This is a genomic window from Streptomyces sp. NPDC001544 (assembly GCF_042894285.1).
GTDB lineage: Bacteria > Actinomycetota > Actinomycetes > Streptomycetales > Streptomycetaceae > Streptomyces.
Genome location: NZ_JBIAVN010000027.1, coordinates 47,751 through 67,069 on the forward strand (window position 1 = coordinate 47,751; position 19,319 = coordinate 67,069).

Consider the following 19,319-nt stretch of genomic DNA (forward strand, 5'->3'; position numbering starts at 1 on the left):
GCAGCCAACGATGAAACCCCTGGGTGTCGGCGACCCGATCCGTCTCGGCCCGTACCGCCTGCTCGGAGTCCTGGGCGAAGGCGGTATGGGCAAGGTGTACGTCGGCCAGGACGCTGCGGCGACAACCGCCGCGGTGAAGGTGCTACGCCCTGAACTCGCCCACGACACCGGTCTCAGCCGGCGCTTCGTACGGGAGGCGCTCGCGGCGCAGGCGGTGCGGAGCCCGGGCGTCGCCGGGGTACTCGGTGCACAGACCGAGGGCGGTCGCCCCTGGATCGCCACCGAGTTCCTCACCGGCCCGACCCTGGACGAGGCGGTCGGGAAACACGGGCCCCTCGATGAGACGGGCGTACGTGCCCTGGCCGCCTCCATCGCGCGTACGCTGGCGGACATCCATGCCGCAGGCTTCATCCACCGCGACCTCAAACCCCAGAACATCGTGCTGACGTCGACCGGCCCCCGGGTCATCGACTTCGGCATCGCACGCCCCGAGCACGGCTTGACGCTCACCACGACCGGCCAGATCCCGGTCACGCCCGGGTACGGCGCACCTGAGCAGGTGCTGGGCCAGCGCGTGACACCCGCCGCCGACGTGTTCTCCCTGGGCGCCGTCCTCGTCTACGCGGCCACCGGTCGGCGCGCGTTCGAGGGCGGGCACGTGGCTGCCGTTCAGTACGAGGTCGTCCATGGCGAGCCGCGCTGGGACGGCCTGACTCCCGAGCTGTACGCGCTCATCGCCCCCTGCCTGGCCAAGGACGCTGCGTCCCGGCCCGTCCCCGGGCAGATCGCCACGGCATTCGCGCCGCCGAAGAACAGCGACCGGGTGTGGCGACGAGGCCCGGTCGCGGACGACATCAAGGAACGGGACAGACTGCTCCGAGAGCTCACTGCGCCACCCACCACGGGCACGGTGACGACCGTGACCAGGCGGCGTCTGCTCACCGGCTTCGCAGCCGGCGGCACGGTGCTCGCCGCAGGGGGCGGCACGACGGGATGGTGGCTTCTCCGGTCGCGGTCGCGCCAGGAGAAGGACGACCTGTTCGACATCCCTACTGCCGTGAAGACACCGAACGCCCGTCTTCTGGTGGCGGATGACGGCGACTACCTGGTCGATGGCTCTCCGAAGGAGCTGTGGAGCACCGATGCGGCGGTGGACGGCAAGTCCCGCGCCCCTTTGCCCGTCAGGGACGTCATTGTGATCGGGCTCTACGGCGGTATCGGCGCCTACAACGTCGTCGACGGAAAGCTGCGGTGGAAGGTGGAGGACGTACAGCCCGACCACTACCTGTCGCTGTCCGACCGCCTGGTCGTGACCGTCGACGCCAAGGGGGTGCTGCGTACGTATGTCCCCTCCACGGGTGAACCCAAATGGACGGCGGCAGCCGATGCGGCGGCCCTTCTGACCGCGGACGACCACGCGGTGTACGTCGTGACGAAGGACCACCGGCTGCGCAGCGTGGGACGCTCGGACGCCCGGACCCGCTGGACCGCCGAGGTCCCGGCGCGGTATCGGGGCAAGCTCTCCGTCAGGGCAGCCGTCGGCAGCGGTCGCCTGGTGCTCTCGACGGTCGACGGTCATGTGCTGGCCGTGGCGACGGCCGACGGTCATCCGGTCTGGGAGCTGCGCCACCAGGCGGAGAAGGCCTCGCTCAGCCCCGTCGCGCAGGACGGGATCGTGTACGTCAACGGCAAGACGTTGACCGCGTTGCGGATCACCGACCGCAAGGAGCTCTGGTCCCGCACGACCCGGGACATGTACAAGGTGCGCGCGGAGTGGGGGCCGCCGAGCGTCCATGGAGACTCCGTCTACGCGCTCGGCGGGATGTTCCCCGAACGTCTCCGCATCAGCGACGGCAGTACCGTCTGGAGTTCCCGTAAGGACGGCAGTCCCGTCCTGGTGCAGGGCACCGGTGTGTGGACGATCGACGACTCCTACAAGACTCGGGTGAACACCGTCAACGTGGACAACGGATACCCGGTCTGGACCTACGAACTGCCCGAGTCCGAGCACCACGGCATCGCGGTCGACGGCAACCGAGCCTTCATCAGGAACGACGAGTTGCTCTGCGCGCTACCGGTCTTCTGACCCATGAGGTCGCGAAGACGGGAGAGGAGCCTTCGCGACCGCGCAGGAACTGCAGGCGTCGTCACCTGCTCACACGTTCTCGTCCTCGACCAGCCCGACCTGCACCATCGGCTTCCCCCGCTTCCGCGACACGAAGACGCCCCGCCCCGCCGGCATCGGCCGCGGCCGCACCCCGCCGAGCAGGTCGCCCTCGGCCGGATCACCCGCGAGGACCACGCCCTGGGCGCCGAGTTCCTTGATGCGCTGCATGAAGGACTCGTAGCCGGCGCGGCTCGCGCCTGCCGTGGAGCGGGCGATGATGAAGCGGACGCCGACGTCGCGGGCGAACGGCAGCAGTTCCGTCAGGCCCGACAGCGGGTTGCCGCTCGACGTGGACACGAGGTCGTAGTCGTCGATGACGACGTACACCGTGGGGCCTCGCCACCAGCTGCGGTTGCGCAGCTGCTCCGGGGTCACGTCGGCCGTCGGTGTGCGGCGCTGCATCAGTTCGGCCAGGGCGTCCATGTGGTGCTGCATCTGGTTCGACATCGGGATGTAGGCCGCCAGGTGGGACTCCGGGGTCACCCCGAGGAGCGAACGCCGGTTGTCCACCACGAAGAGCTTGCAGGTGTTGCCGTCGTAGCGCTCGGTGAGCCGCTTGATCAGCAGCTTCAGCAGGTTCGACTTGCCGGACTCGCTCTCGCCGAACACCAGGAAGAACGGGTCCTGTTCGAAGTCCACGAACACCGGCTCGAGGTTGTCCTCGTCGAGGGCGAAGGAGATGCCGCGGTGGGGGAACCGGTCGCCGGGGGGCAGTTGGGCCGCCGGGAGTTCGCGGGGGAGGAGGCGTACCTCCGGTGCGCCGGGCTCCTGCCAGTGGCGGGTGACCTCGGCGGCGAGGGCGGTCGTCGCCTCCGCGAGGTCGGTGTCGGAGGAGAGGCCGTCGATACGGGGGACCGCCGCCATGAAGTGCTGCTTGTGCGGGGTCTGACCGCGTCCTGGAACCCCGGTGGGCACGTTGGCCGCCACCTTGCGGTCGATCTCGGAGTCCATGGGGTCACCGAGCCGCAGTTCGAGGCGGTTCATCAGGTGGTCCTTGAGGTTCGCGCGGACCTCCATCGAGCGCGACGCCGTGATGATCACGTGGATGCCGTAGCCGAGGCCGCGGGCGGCGATGTCCAGGACCAGCGGCTCCAGGGCCTCGTAGTCCGTGCGGAAGTTGCCCCAGCCGTCGATGACCAGGAAGACGTCGCCCCAGGGCTGGTCGGTCACCGAGATGTCGCCTCGCGCGCGGCGGGAGCGGAACTCCGCGATGGAGGAGATGCCCGAGGAGCGGAAGTACTCCTCGCGGCGGGTCATGATGCCGTACACCTCGGCCGCCGTGCGCCGGACCTTCTCGGGGTCCAGGCGTGAGGCGACACCGCCCACGTGCGGCAGGCCGGCCACCGCGGCCATGCCGCCACCGCCGAAGTCCAGGCCGTAGAACTGCACTTCCCGCGGGGTGTGGGTGAGCGCGAACGCCGCGATGATCGAGCGCACCAGCGTGGACTTGCCGGACTGCGGGCCGCCGATGATCTGCATGTGGCCGGCCGCGCCGCCGAAGTCGACCATCAGCGGGTCGCGCCGCTGCTCGTAGGGCTTGTCGATGAGGCCGGCCGGGATGACGAGGCGGCCGGCGCCCTCGTAGCCCGGCTGGGTCATGCCACGGCCGGGCACCGGGGCGAGCCCCGGCAGCAGCGCGTCGAGCGACGGGGGGCTGTCCAGCGGGGGCAGCCACACCTGGTGCGCGGCCGGTCCCTGCGCCTCCAGGCGCCGCACGATCACGTCGAGCACGGTGTCGGCGAGCGCGTCGTCCTGCCGTTGGTCGGGCGTGTCCTGGCGCTGCTGCGGGATCGGCGCGTACCGCAACGGCACCTCGGCCGCCGTGAAGAGGACCGGCCTGCGGTCGACGGGCAGCGGGCCGCCGAGCGCCGCGGCCTGCTGGGAGCTCGTCCGATGCACGCCGGAGACGTACGCCGCCTTGAAGCGGACCATTTCGTCCGTGCCGAACTTCAGGAAACCGGAACCCGGGATGTTCGGCAGCTCGTAGGCGTCCGGGACGCCGAGCGCGGCACGTGACTCGGCCGCCGAGAACGTCCGCAGACCGATCCGGTACGACAGGTAGGTCTCGAGGCCCCTCAGCCGACCCTCCTCCAGGCGCTGCGAGGCCAGCAGCAGATGCACGCCGAGCGAACGGCCGATGCGGCCGATCTGCACGAACATCTCGATGAAGTCCGGCTTGGCGGTGAGCAGTTCACTGAACTCGTCGATGACCAGGACCAGCGACGGGATCGGCTGGAGGGGTGCGCCCGCCGCCCGGGCCTTCTCGTAGTCGTGGATGTTCGCGTAGTTGCCCGCGTCGCGCAGCATCTCCTGCCGGCGGTTGAGCTCACCGCGGATCGAGTCACCCATACGGTCGACGAGGGTCAGGTCGTCCGCGAGGTTGGTGATCACGGCCGCCACATGCGGAAGTTGGGCCATGCCCGCGAACGTGGCACCGCCCTTGAAGTCGGCGAGGACGAAGTTCAACGTCTCGGAGGAGTGGGTCACCGCGAGGCCGAGAACCAGCGTACGCAGCAGCTCCGACTTGCCGGAACCGGTCGCACCGACGCACAGGCCGTGTGGCCCCATGCCCTCCTGCGCCGCCTCCTTCAGGTCCAGCATCACGGGCCGGCCGTCCTCGCCGAGGCCGATCGGCACGCGCAGCCGTTCCGACTGCGAGCGCGGCCGCCACGTCCGTTTCGGGTCGACCGAGGCCGCGTCACCCAGGTTCAGCAGATCCGTGAACTCCAGGTTGGCGAGCAGTGGTTCGTCGTCGTCACCGCCCGACGCCACCCGCAGCGGGGCCAGTTGGCGGGCGAGAGCCTCCGCCGCCTCGTACGACAGGACGTCCGGCGTCCCCTCGTAGACCATGCCGTGCGCCGACTCCAGGCGCAGCTCGTCGGGATGCACGATGACGGAGAGGTCGCCGCGGCCGGTGGTGAGGTCGCCCGGCACGACCTCCAGGACCGTCACGCCCTGCAGGCCCTCGGGACTGGCCAGCAACGACGAGGGCGGAAGGGAGATGCCGTCGAGCACGACCACCAGGTGCGGTTGCTCGGCGACGGGTGGTCCATCGGGATGGAAGCGCGGGCGGCCCTGCAGCCGGGAGGCGAGCCGGTCCTCCAGCTCCACCGGGTCGGTGGTGATCAGGCGCATGCTGCCGGCACCGTCGGCCAGACCCGGGGCCTGCACGTGCGGCAGCCACTTCGCCCACTCCCACTCGGGCGCCGAGGCGCGCCCGGTGACGACGGCGACGACCAGGTCCTCGGGGGAGTGCAGTGAGGCGAGGGAGGCGCAGACGGCACGGGCGGTGCCGCGCACGGCGCCCGGCTCGCCGCTGATCGTCACGTGGTAGAAGGCGCGCAGCGACACCGCCATCGGCAGGTCGTCGAGGGTGCTGTGCGTGGCCATGAAACGCTGCATGGCGCCCGCGGTCAGCGGCTCCAGCTCGTCCACCGGGGCGGTCTGCGGCGGGATCAGGGGAGTGGCCAGGGCCTGCGGGCCGAGACCCACCCGCACCTGTCCGAAGTCCTCGTCGGCGGTGCGTCGTTCCCACACCCGGCTGCCCTCGGCGACCAGCGCCCACAGTTGCTCCGGTGAAGGGTGCAGGTAGTACTGGGCGTCGCGCTGGGCCTTCGCGGTGCCCAGGGCGGAACGCCGGGTCTGCGACAGGTAACGGAGGTAGTCACGGCGCATGTCGGCCATCTGCCCCTGGTTGCCGCGACGGTAGCGGACGAGCATCGAGATGCCCATGGCGATCGTCGAGGCCACCATCACCATGCCCATGATCTTCATGAAGGGCTGGGCCTGGGGGTTGAAGAAGAACACCACGGACCCGCCCATGCCGAGCATGGGCAGGAGCTGCATCAGAGCGCCTTCCTGCTGCCCCCGCGGAAGTTCCGGCGGAGCTTGCAGTACGACCTCGTCCGTGGGCACTTCCTTCGGCAGTGCCCGCGGCGGGCGCTTGACGACGATGTGGCTCACTACGCACCAATTCCCTTGCCGGACCGAGATTTCTCGTCCGCCGCCCCGTGTCAGACGGACGTCGATCGCGAAGCGCGATCCTACTGACAACGGCTGACGACGGCGGGCGGTAGGGTGCCGGTGAGACGGGTGAGCAGTTGCGAATCGTTCCGGGAAAACCCGGGCAATCCGCAACGGTCCGAAGCAAGTGCGTACCCGTAGACCCCGGATACGACCGCTCGGTTGTCGGGTGGAGGGGGCGGCACCGCACAACCTACACAGGATTCTCACGGGCGGAAGGTGCGTGGCGCACGTAGACCGCCTCACCACCGACGAGGGGGAACATCAGGTGAGCATGACGGCCTCCGCGCCGGCCGGCGCGACCGGTGGACCGGGCACCGCGGTTCCCGGGGCGGGCATGGGGTTCGGCTTCTGCCGGGTCACCATCGTGGCGCCCGACAGCCGCATCGACGTGGCGTTGCCCGACGACGTACCGGTCGCCGACCTGTACCCGGAGATCCTGCGCCTGTCCCAGCAGGACCCCGCCGAGGGCGCGCCGGTCGGCTACCACCTCGTCCGGCGTGACGGCACCGTCCTCGACGGGGCCCGGTCCTTCACGGCGCAGCGCATCCTCGACGGTGAGTTGCTCACCCTGCGCCCGTTCGCCGAGTCGCTGCCGCCCGCCGTCGTCGACGACGTCTCCGAGGCGGTGGCCTCCGCCGTCACCCGCGACCGTGCCCTGTGGAGCGGCGACCTCACGCGTGCCGCCGGTCTCGTCGCGGGCGGCATCCTGCCCGCGCTGCTCGCGTTCGTGGCCTGGAGCTCCCAGATCCGCCATGACATGAACAGCCTGCAGGGCATCATCGCGGGCGTCGCCGGCGCTCTCCTGATCACCATCGCGTGCGTACGCGCGCGTGTGTACGACGATCGGGGCTCCGCCGTCGCACTGGGACTGGGTGCCCTGCCGAACGTCGCCGTGGCCGGTTCGGGGCTGCTGCCGCTCTCCGACGGCCAGGGCATCGGTCGGCTCCAGTTCCTTCTCGCCTGCACCGCGGTCCTCGTCGCCTCCCTGGTGCTCACCCTGGTGTCGCCGGGCGGCGACGGGCCCTTCGTGGCGTTCCTCTTCGCCTCCGCCATCGGGCTGGTCACCACCTTCATCGCGATCCTCACCGAGCTGAAGCCCATCGAGACGGCCGCCGTGTGCGCTCCGCTGTCCGTCGTGGCGCTGGCCTTCCTGCCGGGCCTGTCCATGCGCTTCGCACGGCTGCCCATCGGCTTCGAACCGCCCAACCCCTCCCGCGGCGGCTACGACACCGGCGAGCCGGCCCGGCACGAGCCCGTGGACGCCGAGCGCGTGGCCGCCCAGGCCCGGCGCGGCCACGAACTCCTCGTCGGCCTCGTCGGGGGCTGCGCCCTCGTCGCGGTGGGCGCGTCGATCGTCCTCGGCTTCTCCAGCAACACCTGGGCCCAGCTCCTGGCCCTCGCGACCGGCGTGGCGATGCTGATGCGGGCACACCTGTTCCGTTACACCGCGCAGGTCGGCGCCACCCTGGCCGCGGGCCTCGCCGCGATCGTCTTCCTCGGCCTCGGGCTCGCCCTGAACCCGCCCCGGGGCTATGTGATCGAGGCCCTCCAGGGCGACGCGAACGCCCTCGACATCCGCAGCGTCTGGCTCGCCGCGGCGGTCGGCGCGGCCACCGTCCTGGTCACCGCGATCGGTCTGATCACTCCCCGGCGCGGTCTCACCCCCTTCTGGGGGCGCTTCCTGGAGGTCGCCGAGAGCTTCGTCCTGCTGACGCTGATCCCGCTCGCGCTGGCCGTGTTCGACGTGTACGCGCAGGCGCGGGCGATGACCAGTTAGAGGGGACGACGAAAGGGCGGCACGCGTGCGTGCCGCCCTTTGTCACGTTCGGCTCACTCCGCCGCGAGCCCCCCGTTGTGCGGAGCCGGTTCCAGGTCGAACTCCCCGTCCCGCGCCCCCAGGACGAACGCCCGCCACTCCGCCTCCGTGTACCGCAGGACGGTCTCCGGGTCGAGGGAGGACCGCATGGCCACCGCGCCTTCGGGGAGGTACGCGATCTCGACCCGCTCCTCGTGCTCCTCCGTGCCCGGCGCGCAGTGCCACTCGACGCCGGAGATGTCGAGCGCGTACAGCTCGTCCCGCTCCCGTTCCTTGCGTGCCCTGAGTTCCTCGGCGTCGGCCATCGTGACCAGGTCCTTCCTTCAGTGCCAATGAGCTGCACCAGCGAGCTGTGCAATGAGCTGCACCCGTGACTGTGCCAACGAGCTGTACCAACGAGGTGCGCAGACACCCTACTTGTAACTGTTGTCCCAGCTCAGACGTTTACCGATGTCCACCCGTGACGGAGCGTGGTGGCACCGTCGCGGTCATCGGCCCTCGGCCGGAGCGTCACCAGGCGCCCTTGTCAGGAGCGCGCGTCGATCCTGGTACCCTGAGTGACGGCCGTTCGTGTACGCACCCCCGGGCAACGCAGGCACCCCCTGCAGGCACCGGAGGCCGCGCCGGCGGATCCCGGGCTCCCGAGTAACGGAAGCTCCCCGAGATGAAGACCGGGGGCACTCGGTGGCCACTCACAGACCATGAGGAGTACGCGTGTCGCTCGACGCCGCCACGAAGAAGCAGATCATCTCCGAGTTCGGTACCCAGGAGGGTGACACCGGCTCCCCCGAGGTCCAGGTCGCTCTCCTGTCCCGTCGGATCTCCGACCTGACGGAGCACCTCAAGACCCACAAGCACGACCACCACTCCCGCCGCGGCCTGCTGATCCTGGTCGGTCAGCGCCGTCGCCTGCTGCAGTACCTGGCGAAGAAGGACATCCAGCGCTTCCGTGCGCTGGTCGACCGCCTCGGCATCCGCCGTGGTGCGGCGGGCGCCAAGTAAGACGCCGTGAAGGGAGCGGTTCCCGAAAGGATCGGGGGCCGCTCCCTTTGCCGTACGTGCGGAAACGTGCAGAGTGTCCCTGGCGCTTTGTAGTGTGGTAGCACAACGCAATACGGACGACACGGCACGACAACAGAGCACGACAAGCACGACAACGAAATGGAGAAGCGCACCGCGCCGCCGCCGGTCCTCGGTAGTGGCCCCCGGGGGGAGCCCCGGGTGCTTCGATCGAAGACCGGCCCGCACCAGACGGAGCGCTTCTCCGCCACCGTCCCCCGCCACACGGGCGAGGAGGGACGAAGACGAGGAGAAGACGCTAGTGGAGAACGAGACCCACTACGCCGAGGCCGTCATCGACAACGGCGCCTTCGGCACCCGCACCATCCGCTTCGAGACGGGCCGCCTGGCCAAGCAGGCCGCCGGCTCCGCCGTGGCGTACCTGGACGACGACACCATGGTGCTGTCGGCCACCACCGCCTCCAAGAACCCCAAGGACCAGCTCGACTTCTTCCCGCTGACGGTCGACGTCGAGGAGCGCATGTACGCGGCCGGGAAGATCCCCGGTTCCTTCTTCCGCCGTGAGGGCCGGCCGAGCGAGGACGCGATCCTCACCTGCCGCCTGATCGACCGTCCGCTGCGCCCGTCCTTCAAGAAGGGGCTGCGCAACGAGATCCAGGTCGTCGCCACGATCATGGCGCTCAACCCCGACCACCTGTACGACGTCGTGGCGATCAACGCCGCGTCCGCGTCCACCCAGCTGGCCGGTCTGCCCTTCTCCGGCCCGATCGGCGGCGTCCGCGTCGCGCTGATCCGCGGCCAGTGGGTGGCCTTCCCGACGCACACCGAGCTCGAGGACGCCGCCTTCGACATGGTGGTCGCCGGCCGCGTCCTGGAGGACGGCGACGTCGCGATCATGATGGTCGAGGCCGAGGCCACCGAGAAGACCATCAAGCTGGTCGAGGGCGGCGCCGAGGCGCCCACCGAGGAGGTCGTCGCCGCCGGTCTGGAGGCCGCGAAGCCCTTCATCAAGGTGCTGTGCCGGGCCCAGGCCGACCTCGCGTCCAAGGCCGCCAAGCCGACCGGCGAGTTCCCGATCTTCCTGGACTACCAGGACGACGTCTTCGAGGCCCTGACGGCCGCGGTCCGTCCCGAGCTCGCCCAGGCGCTCACCATCGCGGGCAAGCAGGAGCGCGAGAGCGAGCTGGACCGCGTCAAGCAGCTCGCCGCCGAGAAGCTCCTGCCGGAGTTCGAGGGCCGCGAGAAGGAGATCTCCGCCGCGTACCGCTCCCTGACCAAGGCCCTGGTGCGTGAGCGCGTCATCAAGGAGAAGAAGCGCATCGACGGCCGCGGTGTCACCGACATCCGCACGCTGGCCGCCGAGGTCGAGGCCATCCCGCGGGTGCACGGCTCCGCGGTGTTCGAGCGTGGCGAGACCCAGATCCTGGGCGTCACCACCCTCAACATGCTCCGCATGGAGCAGCAGCTGGACACCCTCTCCCCGGTGACCCGCAAGCGCTACATGCACAACTACAACTTCCCGCCGTACTCCACCGGCGAGACCGGCCGCGTCGGTTCCCCGAAGCGCCGCGAGATCGGCCACGGCGCCCTCGCCGAGCGCGCCCTCGTGCCGGTGCTGCCGACGCGCGAGGAGTTCCCCTACGCGATCCGCCAGGTGTCCGAGGCGCTGAGCTCCAACGGCTCGACGTCCATGGGCTCGGTCTGCGCCTCCACCATGTCGCTGCTGAACGCCGGTGTGCCGCTGAAGGCCCCGGTCGCCGGTATCGCCATGGGCCTGATCTCCCAGGAGATCGAGGGCGAGACGCACTACGTCACCCTCACCGACATCCTCGGTGCCGAGGACGCCTTCGGCGACATGGACTTCAAGGTCGCCGGCACGAAGGACTTCGTGACCGCCCTCCAGCTCGACACCAAGCTGGACGGCATCCCGGCCTCCGTCCTGGCCGCGGCGCTGAAGCAGGCCCGCGACGCCCGTCTCCACATCCTCGACGTGATGATGGAAGCGATCGACAAGCCGGACGAGATGTCCCCGAACGCGCCGCGGATCATCACCGTGAAGATCCCGGTCGACAAGATCGGTGAGGTCATCGGCCCCAAGGGCAAGATGATCAACCAGATCCAGGAGGACACCGGCGCCGAGATCACCATCGAGGACGACGGCACGATCTACATCGGCGCCTCCGACGGCCCGGCCGCCGAGGCCGCCCGCGCCACGATCAACGGCATCGCCAACCCGACGATGCCCGAGGTCGGCGAGCGCTACCTGGGTACGGTCGTCAAGACGACCACCTTCGGTGCGTTCGTCTCCCTGCTGCCCGGCAAGGACGGCCTGCTGCACATCTCGCAGATCCGCAAGCTCGCCGGCGGCAAGCGTGTGGAGAACGTCGAGGACGTCCTCGGCGTGGGCCAGAAGGTCCAGGTCGAGATCGCCGAGATCGACTCCCGCGGCAAGCTCTCCCTCGTTCCGGTGATCGAGGGCGAGGAAGACGCCGCCGACAGCGACTCCGAGACGAAGAAGGACGACGCCGAGCAGTGACGTCCCGTAGCTCCAAGGCGACGGCCCGCACCTCTTCCGAGGCGCGGGCCGTCGCCCGTACCCAAACCCTCATCAAGGGCACCAGCGGCATCGGCACGGTCCGCAAGACCACCCTCCCCGGTGGCCTGCGCATCGTCACCGAGACCCTGCCCTCCGTCCGCTCCGCCACCTTCGGCATCTGGGCGCACGTCGGCTCCCGTGACGAGACGCCGTCCCTGAACGGCGCCACGCACTACCTGGAGCACCTGCTCTTCAAGGGCACGCAGCGCCGCTCCGCCCTGGACATCTCCGCCGCCATCGACGCCGTCGGCGGCGAGATGAACGCGTTCACGGCCAAGGAGTACACGTGCTACTACGCGCGCGTGCTCGACACCGACCTGCCGCTCGCCATAGACGTGGTCTGCGACATGCTGACCGGCTCGCTGATCCGCGAAGAGGACGTCGACGTCGAGCGCGGCGCGATCCTCGAAGAGATCGCCATGACCGAGGACGACCCGGGCGACTGTGTGCACGACCTGTTCGCGCACACGATGTTCGGCGACAACCCGCTCGGCCGCCCCGTCCTCGGCACGGTAGACACGGTCAACGCCCTCACCGCCGACCGCATCCGCCGCTTCTACAAGAAGCACTACGACCCCACCCACCTCGTGGTCGCGTGCGCCGGCAACGTCGACCACAACAAGGTCGTACGACAGGTCCGCGCCGCCTTCGAGAAGGCGGGCGCTCTGGGCGGCGACAGCGCCGCCCCCGTCGCCCCCCGGGGTGGCCGGCGCGGCCTCCGCACAGCGGGCCGCCTCGAACTGCTCAGCCGCAAGACCGAACAGGCGCACGTCGTCCTCGGCATGCCCGGCATCGCCCGCACGGACGACCGCCGCTGGGCCATGGGGGTACTGAACGCGGCACTCGGCGGCGGCATGTCCTCCCGCCTGTTCCAGGAGGTCCGCGAGAAGCGCGGCCTCGCCTACAGCGTGTACTCGTACACCTCCGGCTTCGCCGACTGCGGCCTGTTCGGCGTGTACGCGGGCTGCCGCCCGAGCCAGGTGCACGACGTGCTGAAGATCTGCCGGGACGAACTCGACCACGTCGCCGAGCACGGTCTGTCCGACGACGAGATCGGCCGCGCCATCGGCCAGCTCCAGGGCTCCACGGTCCTCGGCCTCGAGGACACCGGCGCGCTGATGAACCGTATCGGCAAGAGCGAGCTGTGCTGGGGCGAGCAGATGTCCGTCGACGACATGCTGGCCCACATAGCGGCGGTCACCCCGGACGAGGTACGCGCGGTGGCGCGCGACATCCTGGGACAGCGCCCGTCGCTGTCGGTCATCGGCCCGCTGAAGGACAAGCAGGCCGCACGGCTGCACGACGCCGTGGCGTAGTTCCTCCGCCATCCCTCGCCAACCCTCGCTAAGGAAGCAACAGACATGAGCAAGCTGCGTGTGGCGGTCCTCGGGGCCAAGGGACGCATCGGTTCCGAGGCGGTACGGGCCGTCGAGGCCGCCGAGGACATGGAGCTGGTCGCCGCCCTCGGTCGGGGCGACAAGCTGGAGACCCTGGCGGAGACCGGAGCCCAGGTCGCCGTGGAGCTGACCACCCCCGACTCGGTGATGGACAACCTCGACTTCTGCGTGCGCCAGGGCATCCACGCGGTCGTCGGTACGACCGGCTGGACCGACGACCGCGTCGCCCAGCTGACGGACCGGCTGGCCCAGTCCCCGCAGACCGGCGTGCTCATCGCGCCGAACTTCTCCATCGGGGCCGTGCTGACGATGAAGTTCGCGCAGATCGCCGCGCCGTACTTCGAGTCCGTCGAGGTCGTCGAGCTGCACCACCCGAAGAAGGTGGACGCCCCCAGCGGCACCGCCACCCGCACCGCCCAGCTCATCGCCGAGGCCCGCCGCCAGGCCGGCACCGCACCGGCCCCGGACGCCACGGCGACCGCCCTGGACGGCGCCCGCGGCGCGAACGTGGACGGCGTCCCCGTGCACGCCGTACGCCTGCGGGGCCTGCTGGCCCACCAGGAGGTGCTGCTGGGCGGCGAGGGGGAGACCCTCACCATCCGGCACGACTCCCTCCACCACAGCAGCTTCATGCCGGGCATCCTGCTCGGCGTGCGCCGCGTGGTCACCACTCCGGGCCTGACCTTCGGCCTGGAGCACTTCCTGGACCTCGGGTGACACGGGGCCTGCCGACATGCGCGCGAAGATCTCCTACACCGTCACGGCCGCCGTCCTGGTCTTCTACTTCGTCCTGGTCGGCAGCCGCGGCGTCATGCTCATCCAGTCCGGCACGCTCCTCACCGTCACCTTCGGGGTCGCGGTCCTGATCCTGCCGGTGATCGGCCTGTGGTTCCTGTGGAAGAACACCCAGTTCGTCCGCAAGGCCAACCAGCTCGCCGCCGAACTCGACGCCGAGGGCGGGCTGCCCGTCGACGAGCTGAAACGCACCCCCGGCGGCCGCATCGACCGCGACTCGGCCGACGAGGTCTTCGCCAAGCGCAAGGCCGAGACGGAGGCGGCCCCCGACGACTGGCGCAGCTGGTTCCGCCTGGCCGTCGCCTACCACGACGCCCGAGACACCCCGCGCGCCCGCAAGGCGATGCAACGCGCGATCGCACTGCACGACGGCAAAGCCGTGCAGGCCTGAGCGGTACCCCGACGCGAAGGGGGCCGGTCCGCAGCGGTGCGGACCGGCCCCCTTCGCGTGGTTCCGGGATCAGCGGGTCAGCCCCGTGCGTACTCCGCCGCCCACACCTGCACTCCGCCCGCCGCCCGGTCGAAGGCGGCGGCCCGGGCGAGGAAGTCCAGGCCGTGCGTGGTCAGCAGCGGCGCGTACTGCGCGCCGCGATCCTTGCGTACGAGGGTCAGCGCCTGCCCCTGCACCGTGCGCGGCAGCCCCAGCCAGCGCACCGGCTGCTGCAACGTGCGCACCGCGACGACCCGCTCCCAGGCAACCGTGTGCGTGCGGAGGAAACCCACCTGCCGCACTCCACGCCCGCTCACCCACACACCCATGCGCAGCAGCCGCAGCGCCCCGGCGATGATCACCAGCGCGAAGGCGAGGACCGTCGCGGCGGAGGACGGCGAGCCCGTCAGGGCGATGAGGACGGCGGCGAACAGCACGAACGAGGCGAGCATCAGACCCAGCGCCGCCACGGCCACGCGCCACGGTCCGGGCCGGTAGGGCCGTCGCCAGCGCTCGCGGTCGTCGTACGGCAGCGCGCTGTCGGATGCCGCCTCGAAGGTGCGGTCGGCCGTCAGGAAGGGCAGGGGCATGGCTGGTCCTCACTCAATCCATGCACAAGCTGTGCCCGGTGAGGCTATCCGCCTGTGTCCCCGCCCACCACCCGAGGGGGGCCGGAAGGGTCAGTGCCCCTGCGACGCCTGCGACTGCTGGGTCTGCGTCGCGGTCGGGGTCGACAGCGCCGGCATGCCGATGACCAGGGAGCCCACCAGCCCCGCGATGATGGTCAGGGCCAGCAGCCAGCGCCCGGCTATCTGCCCGGCGGAGGCCCGCTCAGGGGCCGGGGGCGTCACGTTACTGCGGAAACTGTCGGCTTCGGCGAGGAAGGCGAAGGGTACGGGCTCGCGCCGACGGAACATCGAGGTCGCATCTCCTCTTGGGTCGAACGGATGTCTCTTGGAACGGAGACGGACGGGTCCCCCAAAAGGTGCCCGCTCGCCCCGGATTCACAGAACTTCACCGAAAAGTCGCGTCCGGGCACCGAATGCCCCGATGTCAGAGCCGGGCCGTAGAGTGGGCGCCGCCCGCCAGAAGTAATGGGAAGGACCCCCCGAGCCGTGACCGTCACCCCCGCCGACGACCCCAAGCCGAGTTTCCGCAGCGACGTGACCGTCGAGCTGGTCAAACACGCCGCGTCCGACGCGGACGTGCTGTTCGCCGCGCGTGTCTCCACCGCCGGCGAGCAGTCCCTGGACGAGCTGAAGAAGGACCCCGAGCGCTCCAAGGGCCTGATCAACTACCTCATGAGGGACCGGCACGGCAGCCCCTTCGAACACAACTCGATGACCTTCTTCATCAGCGCCCCGATCTTCGTCTTCCGTGAGTTCATGCGGCACCGGGTGGGCTGGTCGTACAACGAGGAGAGCGGCCGCTACCGCGAGCTGCAGCCGGTCTTCTACGTCCCCGACGAGTCCCGCAAGCTCGTCCAGGAGGGCCGCCCCGGCAAGTACGTCTTCGTCGAGGGCACCCAGGCGCAGCAGGAGCTGGTCGGCCGCGTCATGGAGGACTCCTACCGGCAGGCCTACGAGGCCTACCAGGAGATGCTCGCCGCCGGCGTCGCCCGCGAGGTGGCCCGTTCGGTCCTCCCCGTCGGCCTGTTCTCCTCCATGTACGCCACCTGCAACGCCCGCTCCCTGATGCACTTCCTCGGCCTGCGCACCCAGCACGAGCTGGCCAAGGTGCCGTCCTTCCCGCAGCGGGAGATCGAGATGGTCGGCGAACGGATGGAGGCCGAGTGGGCCAAGCTCATGCCGCTCACATACGCCGCCTTCAACACCAACGGACGCGTCGCCCCCTAGGGGCCGGTGCTGGTCCGACACAGATGTACGGTCAGCCCAGCGAAGTGTCCGTATTGCGGCATTTGGAGAAGTTCATCTAGCCTGATCAAACGGACCCGGCACTGCTTGAACCCCCGAGCAGGCAGTGCCGGGTTCCCTTTTTGTCCGGACTTCTCCGGTACCCCGTGGGCAGACCACTCACTGAGCAGCGAGTAGCGTGTAAGCCATGGCTCCGACCTCCACTCCGCAGACCCCCTTCGGGCGGGTCCTCACCGCCATGGTCACGCCCTTCACGGCGGACGGCGCACTCGACCTCGACGGCGCGCAGCGGCTCGCCTCGCACCTGGTGGACGCAGGCAACGACGGCCTGATCATCAACGGCACCACCGGCGAGTCCCCCACCACCAGCGACGCGGAGAAAACGGAGCTCGTACGAGCCGTCCTGGAGGCGGTCGGCGACCGCGCCCACATCGTGGCCGGTGTCGGCACCAACGACACCCGCCACAGCATCGAGCTGGCCCGCGCCGCCGAGCAGGTGGGCGCCCATGGCCTGCTGGTCGTCACCCCGTACTACAACAAGCCCCCTCAGGAGGGCCTGTACCGGCACTTCAGGGCCGTCGCCGACGCCGCCGAGCTGCCGGTCATGCTGTACGACATCCCCGGCCGCAGCGGCGTCCCGATCAACACCGAGACACTCGTCCGCCTCGCCGAGCACCCGAGAATCGTCGCCAACAAGGACGCCAAGGGCGACCTCGGCCGCGCCAGCTGGGCCATCGCCCAGTCCGGCCTCGCCTGGTACTCCGGCGACGACATGCTCAACCTGCCGCTGCTCTCCGTGGGCGCGGTCGGCTTCGTCTCGGTGGTCGGCCACGTGGTCACACCCGACCTGCGGGCCCTGGTCGAGGCCTTCGTCGCAGGTGACGTCCAGAAGGCGACCGAGATCCACCAGAAGCTGCTCCCGGTGTACACCGGCATGTTCCGCACGCAGGGAGTCATGACCACCAAGGCGGCGCTCACGCTCCAGGGCCTGCCCGCAGGACCACTGCGCGCCCCCATGGTCGAGCTCACACCGGAAGAGGTCGCCCAGCTCAAGATCGATCTTGCTGCCGGCGGGGTACAGCTCTGACAACAGACTTCGCGCGGCCCGCCGCGCGCCAGGGCTCCACAACTGAACATCAACTGAATGAGCGGGCCACCGGTGCCCGCGTTCCACAACGACAACTGCTTCTGCACGAACGTCACGCGCGCCACGTGCCCTACCGGTACGTGGCGTGCGTGGTGAGGAGAGTCTTTTGAGTCATCCGCATCCTGAACTGGGTCCGCCTCCCCCGCTCCCCGAAGGCGGCCTGCGGGTCACCCCGCTCGGCGGCCTCGGCGAGATCGGCCGGAACATGACGGTCTTCGAGTACGGCGGCCGTCTGCTGATCGTCGACTGCGGAGTGCTCTTCCCCGAGGAGGAGCAGCCCGGAATCGACCTGATCCTGCCGGACTTCTCGTCCATCAGAGACCGCCTCGACGACATCGAGGGCATCGTCCTCACGCACGGCCACGAGGACCACATCGGCGGCGTCCCCTTCCTCCTCCGCGAGAAGCCGGACATCCCGCTGATCGGCTCCAAGCTGACCCTCGCGCTCATCGAGGCCAAGCTCCAGGAGCACCGCATCCGTCCGTACACCCTCGAGGTGGCGGAGGGGAACCGCGAGCGCATCGGCCCCTTCGACTGCGAGTTCGTCGCGGTCAACCACTCCATCCCCGACGCGCTGGCCGTCGCCATCCGTACACCCGCCGGCATGGTGGTCCACACCGGCGACTTCAAGATGGACCAGCTCCCGCTGGACAACCGTCTGACCGACCTGCACGCGTTCGCGCGGCTGAGCGAGGAGGGCATCGACCTCCTCCTCGCCGACTCGACGAACGCCGAGGTCCCGGGGTTCGTCCCGCCCGAGCGGGACATCTCCAACGTCCTGCGCCAGGTCTTCGCGGGCGCCCGCAAGCGGATCATCGTGGCGAGCTTCGCCAGCCACGTCCACCGCATCCAGCAGATTCTGGACGCGGCGCACGAGTACGGCCGCCGGGTCGCCTTCGTCGGCCGCTCGATGGTCCGCAACATGGGCATCGCCCGGGACCTGGGCTACCTCAAGGTGCCGCCGGGTCTGGTGGTCGACGTCAGGACGCTCGACGACCTCCCGGACCACGAGGTGGTCCTGGTCTGCACGGGCTCCCAGGGCGAGCCGATGGCCGCGCTCTCCCGCATGGCCAACCGCGACCACCAGATCAGGATCGTGGAGGGCGACACCGTCATCCTGGCGTCGTCACTGATCCCCGGGAACGAGAACGCGGTGTACCGCGTGATCAACGGCCTGACCCGCTGGGGCGCGAACGTCGTCCACAAGGGCAACGCCAAGGTGCACGTGTCCGGCCACGCCTCCGCGGGCGAACTGCTGTACTTCTACAACATCTGCCGCCCGAAGAACCTGATGCCGGTGCACGGCGAATGGCGCCACCTGCGGGCCAACGCCGAGCTGGGCGCCCTCACCGGAGTCCCGCACGACCGGATCGTGATCGCCGAGGACGGCGTCGTCGTCGACCTCGTCGAGGGCAAGGCGAAGATCTCCGGCAAGGTCCAGGCCGGTTACGTGTACGTCGACGGCCTCTCCGTCGGCGACGTGGGCGAGCCGGCCCTGAAGGACCGGAAGATCCTCGGAGACGAGGGCATCATCTCGGTCTTCGTCGTCATGGACTCGTCCACCGGAAAGATCACCGGCGGCCCGCACGTCCAGGCCCGCGGTTCCGGCATCGAGGACTCCGCCTTCGCGGACGTCGTCCCCAGGATCACGGAAGTCCTCGAGCGGTCCGCCCAGGACGGTGTCGTGGAGCCCCACCAGCTCCAGCAGCTCGTCCGCCGGACCCTCGGCAAGTGGGTCTCGGACACGTATCGGCGCAGGCCGATGATCCTCCCGGTCGTCGTGGAGGTCTGACCCGCGTACGACCCCTCGTGGGCGTGAACCCGGAGCGGGGTACCTCGATTTGCATCGGGGCACCCCGCTCCAGTACGTTTACGGCTCCGCCCGATCGGGAACCCAAGTGCTTCATGAGCTGCATGTCGGTCTCCCGGGCCGGGTGGAAAATCCGACTGAGAACTTCTGATAAAGTCGGAAGCGCCGGAAAGGGAAACCGCGAGAGCGGGAAACCTGGAAAGCACCGAGGAAATCGGATCGAGAAAAGATCTGATAGAGT

At 69.7% G+C, this 19,319-nt stretch carries 14 protein-coding genes; 10 read left to right on the forward strand and 4 right to left on the reverse strand.

Features of this window, described 5'->3' with window-relative positions; genetic code table 11:
- Positions 1–10 precede the first annotated feature (10 nt).
- Positions 11–2,086: a protein kinase gene (locus ACFY0F_RS37635; protein WP_388805162.1), complete on the forward strand. Its 2,076-nt coding sequence runs from the start codon at positions 11–13 to the stop codon at positions 2,084–2,086.
- A 69-nt stretch (positions 2,087–2,155) separates the two neighbouring features.
- Here ACFY0F_RS37635 and eccCa read toward each other — a convergent pair whose 3' ends face one another.
- On the reverse strand, positions 2,156–6,130 hold the full coding sequence (gene eccCa / locus ACFY0F_RS37640; RefSeq protein ID WP_388805165.1) for a type VII secretion protein EccCa: 3,975 nt from the start codon (positions 6,128–6,130) through the stop codon (positions 2,156–2,158).
- Positions 6,131–6,464: 334 nt separating this feature from the next.
- On the opposite strand from eccCa, the gene eccD reads away from it, so the two are divergent.
- Positions 6,465–7,970, forward strand: a complete 1,506-nt coding sequence (gene eccD, locus ACFY0F_RS37645; protein ID WP_388805199.1) for a type VII secretion integral membrane protein EccD — start codon at positions 6,465–6,467, stop codon at positions 7,968–7,970.
- Positions 7,971–8,023: 53 nt separating this feature from the next.
- On the opposite strand, the gene ACFY0F_RS37650 is transcribed toward eccD, so the two are convergent.
- Positions 8,024–8,314 carry a DUF397 domain-containing protein gene (locus tag ACFY0F_RS37650; protein ID WP_388805168.1) on the reverse strand — a complete coding sequence of 97 codons (291 nt, stop codon included), beginning with the start codon at positions 8,312–8,314 and terminating at the stop codon, positions 8,024–8,026.
- Between the two features lie 409 nt (positions 8,315–8,723).
- Here ACFY0F_RS37650 and rpsO point away from each other — a divergent pair, with 409 nt between their 5' ends.
- The 5 genes from rpsO to ACFY0F_RS37675 all read left to right on the forward strand — a co-directional run bounded on the left by rpsO (position 8,724) and on the right by ACFY0F_RS37675 (position 14,208).
- Positions 8,724–9,011, forward strand: coding sequence for a 30S ribosomal protein S15 (gene rpsO / locus ACFY0F_RS37655; protein WP_133047446.1), 288 nt, complete (start codon positions 8,724–8,726; stop codon positions 9,009–9,011).
- Positions 9,012–9,330: 319 nt separating this feature from the next.
- Complete coding sequence (locus ACFY0F_RS37660; RefSeq protein ID WP_388805172.1) at positions 9,331–11,565, forward strand: polyribonucleotide nucleotidyltransferase; 2,235 nt, start codon at positions 9,331–9,333, stop codon at positions 11,563–11,565.
- Positions 11,562–12,941, forward strand: coding sequence for a M16 family metallopeptidase (locus ACFY0F_RS37665; RefSeq protein ID WP_388805175.1), 1,380 nt, complete (start codon positions 11,562–11,564; stop codon positions 12,939–12,941). Before ACFY0F_RS37660 ends, ACFY0F_RS37665 begins: the two co-directional genes overlap by 4 nt.
- A gap of 45 nt (positions 12,942–12,986) precedes the next feature.
- The gene (gene dapB, locus ACFY0F_RS37670; RefSeq protein ID WP_388805178.1) at positions 12,987–13,739 is read left to right on the forward strand and encodes a 4-hydroxy-tetrahydrodipicolinate reductase; all 753 of its coding nucleotides are present in this window, start codon (positions 12,987–12,989) and stop codon (positions 13,737–13,739) included.
- Positions 13,740–13,755: 16 nt separating this feature from the next.
- Positions 13,756–14,208: a hypothetical protein gene (locus ACFY0F_RS37675; RefSeq protein ID WP_388805181.1), complete on the forward strand. Its 453-nt coding sequence runs from the start codon at positions 13,756–13,758 to the stop codon at positions 14,206–14,208.
- Positions 14,209–14,285: 77 nt separating this feature from the next.
- Here the strand turns inward: ACFY0F_RS37675 and ACFY0F_RS37680 are convergent, their stop codons facing one another.
- Complete coding sequence (locus tag ACFY0F_RS37680; RefSeq protein ID WP_388805184.1) at positions 14,286–14,837, reverse strand: hypothetical protein; 552 nt, start codon at positions 14,835–14,837, stop codon at positions 14,286–14,288.
- 90 nt (positions 14,838–14,927) lie between these two features.
- Entirely contained in the window at positions 14,928–15,164 is a 237-nt protein-coding gene (locus tag ACFY0F_RS37685) for a hypothetical protein (RefSeq protein ID WP_388805187.1), read from the reverse strand.
- A 198-nt stretch (positions 15,165–15,362) separates the two neighbouring features.
- Between ACFY0F_RS37685 and thyX the strand changes: the two genes are divergently transcribed.
- The 3 genes from thyX (at position 15,363) to ACFY0F_RS37700 (ending at position 19,060) form a co-directional block, all read left to right on the forward strand.
- Complete coding sequence (gene thyX / locus ACFY0F_RS37690) at positions 15,363–16,103, forward strand: FAD-dependent thymidylate synthase (RefSeq protein WP_388805190.1); 741 nt, start codon at positions 15,363–15,365, stop codon at positions 16,101–16,103.
- A gap of 205 nt (positions 16,104–16,308) precedes the next feature.
- Entirely contained in the window at positions 16,309–17,208 is a 900-nt protein-coding gene (gene dapA / locus ACFY0F_RS37695) for a 4-hydroxy-tetrahydrodipicolinate synthase (protein ID WP_388805193.1), read from the forward strand.
- A 166-nt stretch (positions 17,209–17,374) separates the two neighbouring features.
- A complete protein-coding gene (locus tag ACFY0F_RS37700; RefSeq protein ID WP_388805196.1) occupies positions 17,375–19,060 on the forward strand; it encodes a ribonuclease J in 1,686 nt (561 codons plus the stop codon).
- The last annotated feature ends 259 nt before the right edge of the window (positions 19,061–19,319 follow it).

Bases quoted from the DNA above. Each gene is read 5' to 3' on its own strand.
- ACFY0F_RS37685 (WP_388805187.1), bottom strand. From the start codon at position 15,164: ATGTTCCGTCGGCGCGAGCCCGTACCCTTCGCCTTCCTCGCCGAAGCC.
- eccD (WP_388805199.1), top strand. From the start codon at position 6,465: ATGACGGCCTCCGCGCCGGCCGGCGCGACCGGTGGACCGGGCACCGCG.
- ACFY0F_RS37680 (WP_388805184.1), bottom strand. From the start codon at position 14,837: ATGCCCCTGCCCTTCCTGACGGCCGACCGCACCTTCGAGGCGGCATCC.
- ACFY0F_RS37650 (WP_388805168.1), bottom strand. From the start codon at position 8,314: ATGGCCGACGCCGAGGAACTCAGGGCACGCAAGGAACGGGAGCGGGAC.
- ACFY0F_RS37675 (WP_388805181.1), top strand. From the start codon at position 13,756: ATGCGCGCGAAGATCTCCTACACCGTCACGGCCGCCGTCCTGGTCTTC.
- dapB (WP_388805178.1), top strand. From the start codon at position 12,987: ATGAGCAAGCTGCGTGTGGCGGTCCTCGGGGCCAAGGGACGCATCGGT.
- dapA (WP_388805193.1), top strand. From the start codon at position 16,309: ATGGCTCCGACCTCCACTCCGCAGACCCCCTTCGGGCGGGTCCTCACC.
- ACFY0F_RS37635 (WP_388805162.1), top strand. From the start codon at position 11: ATGAAACCCCTGGGTGTCGGCGACCCGATCCGTCTCGGCCCGTACCGC.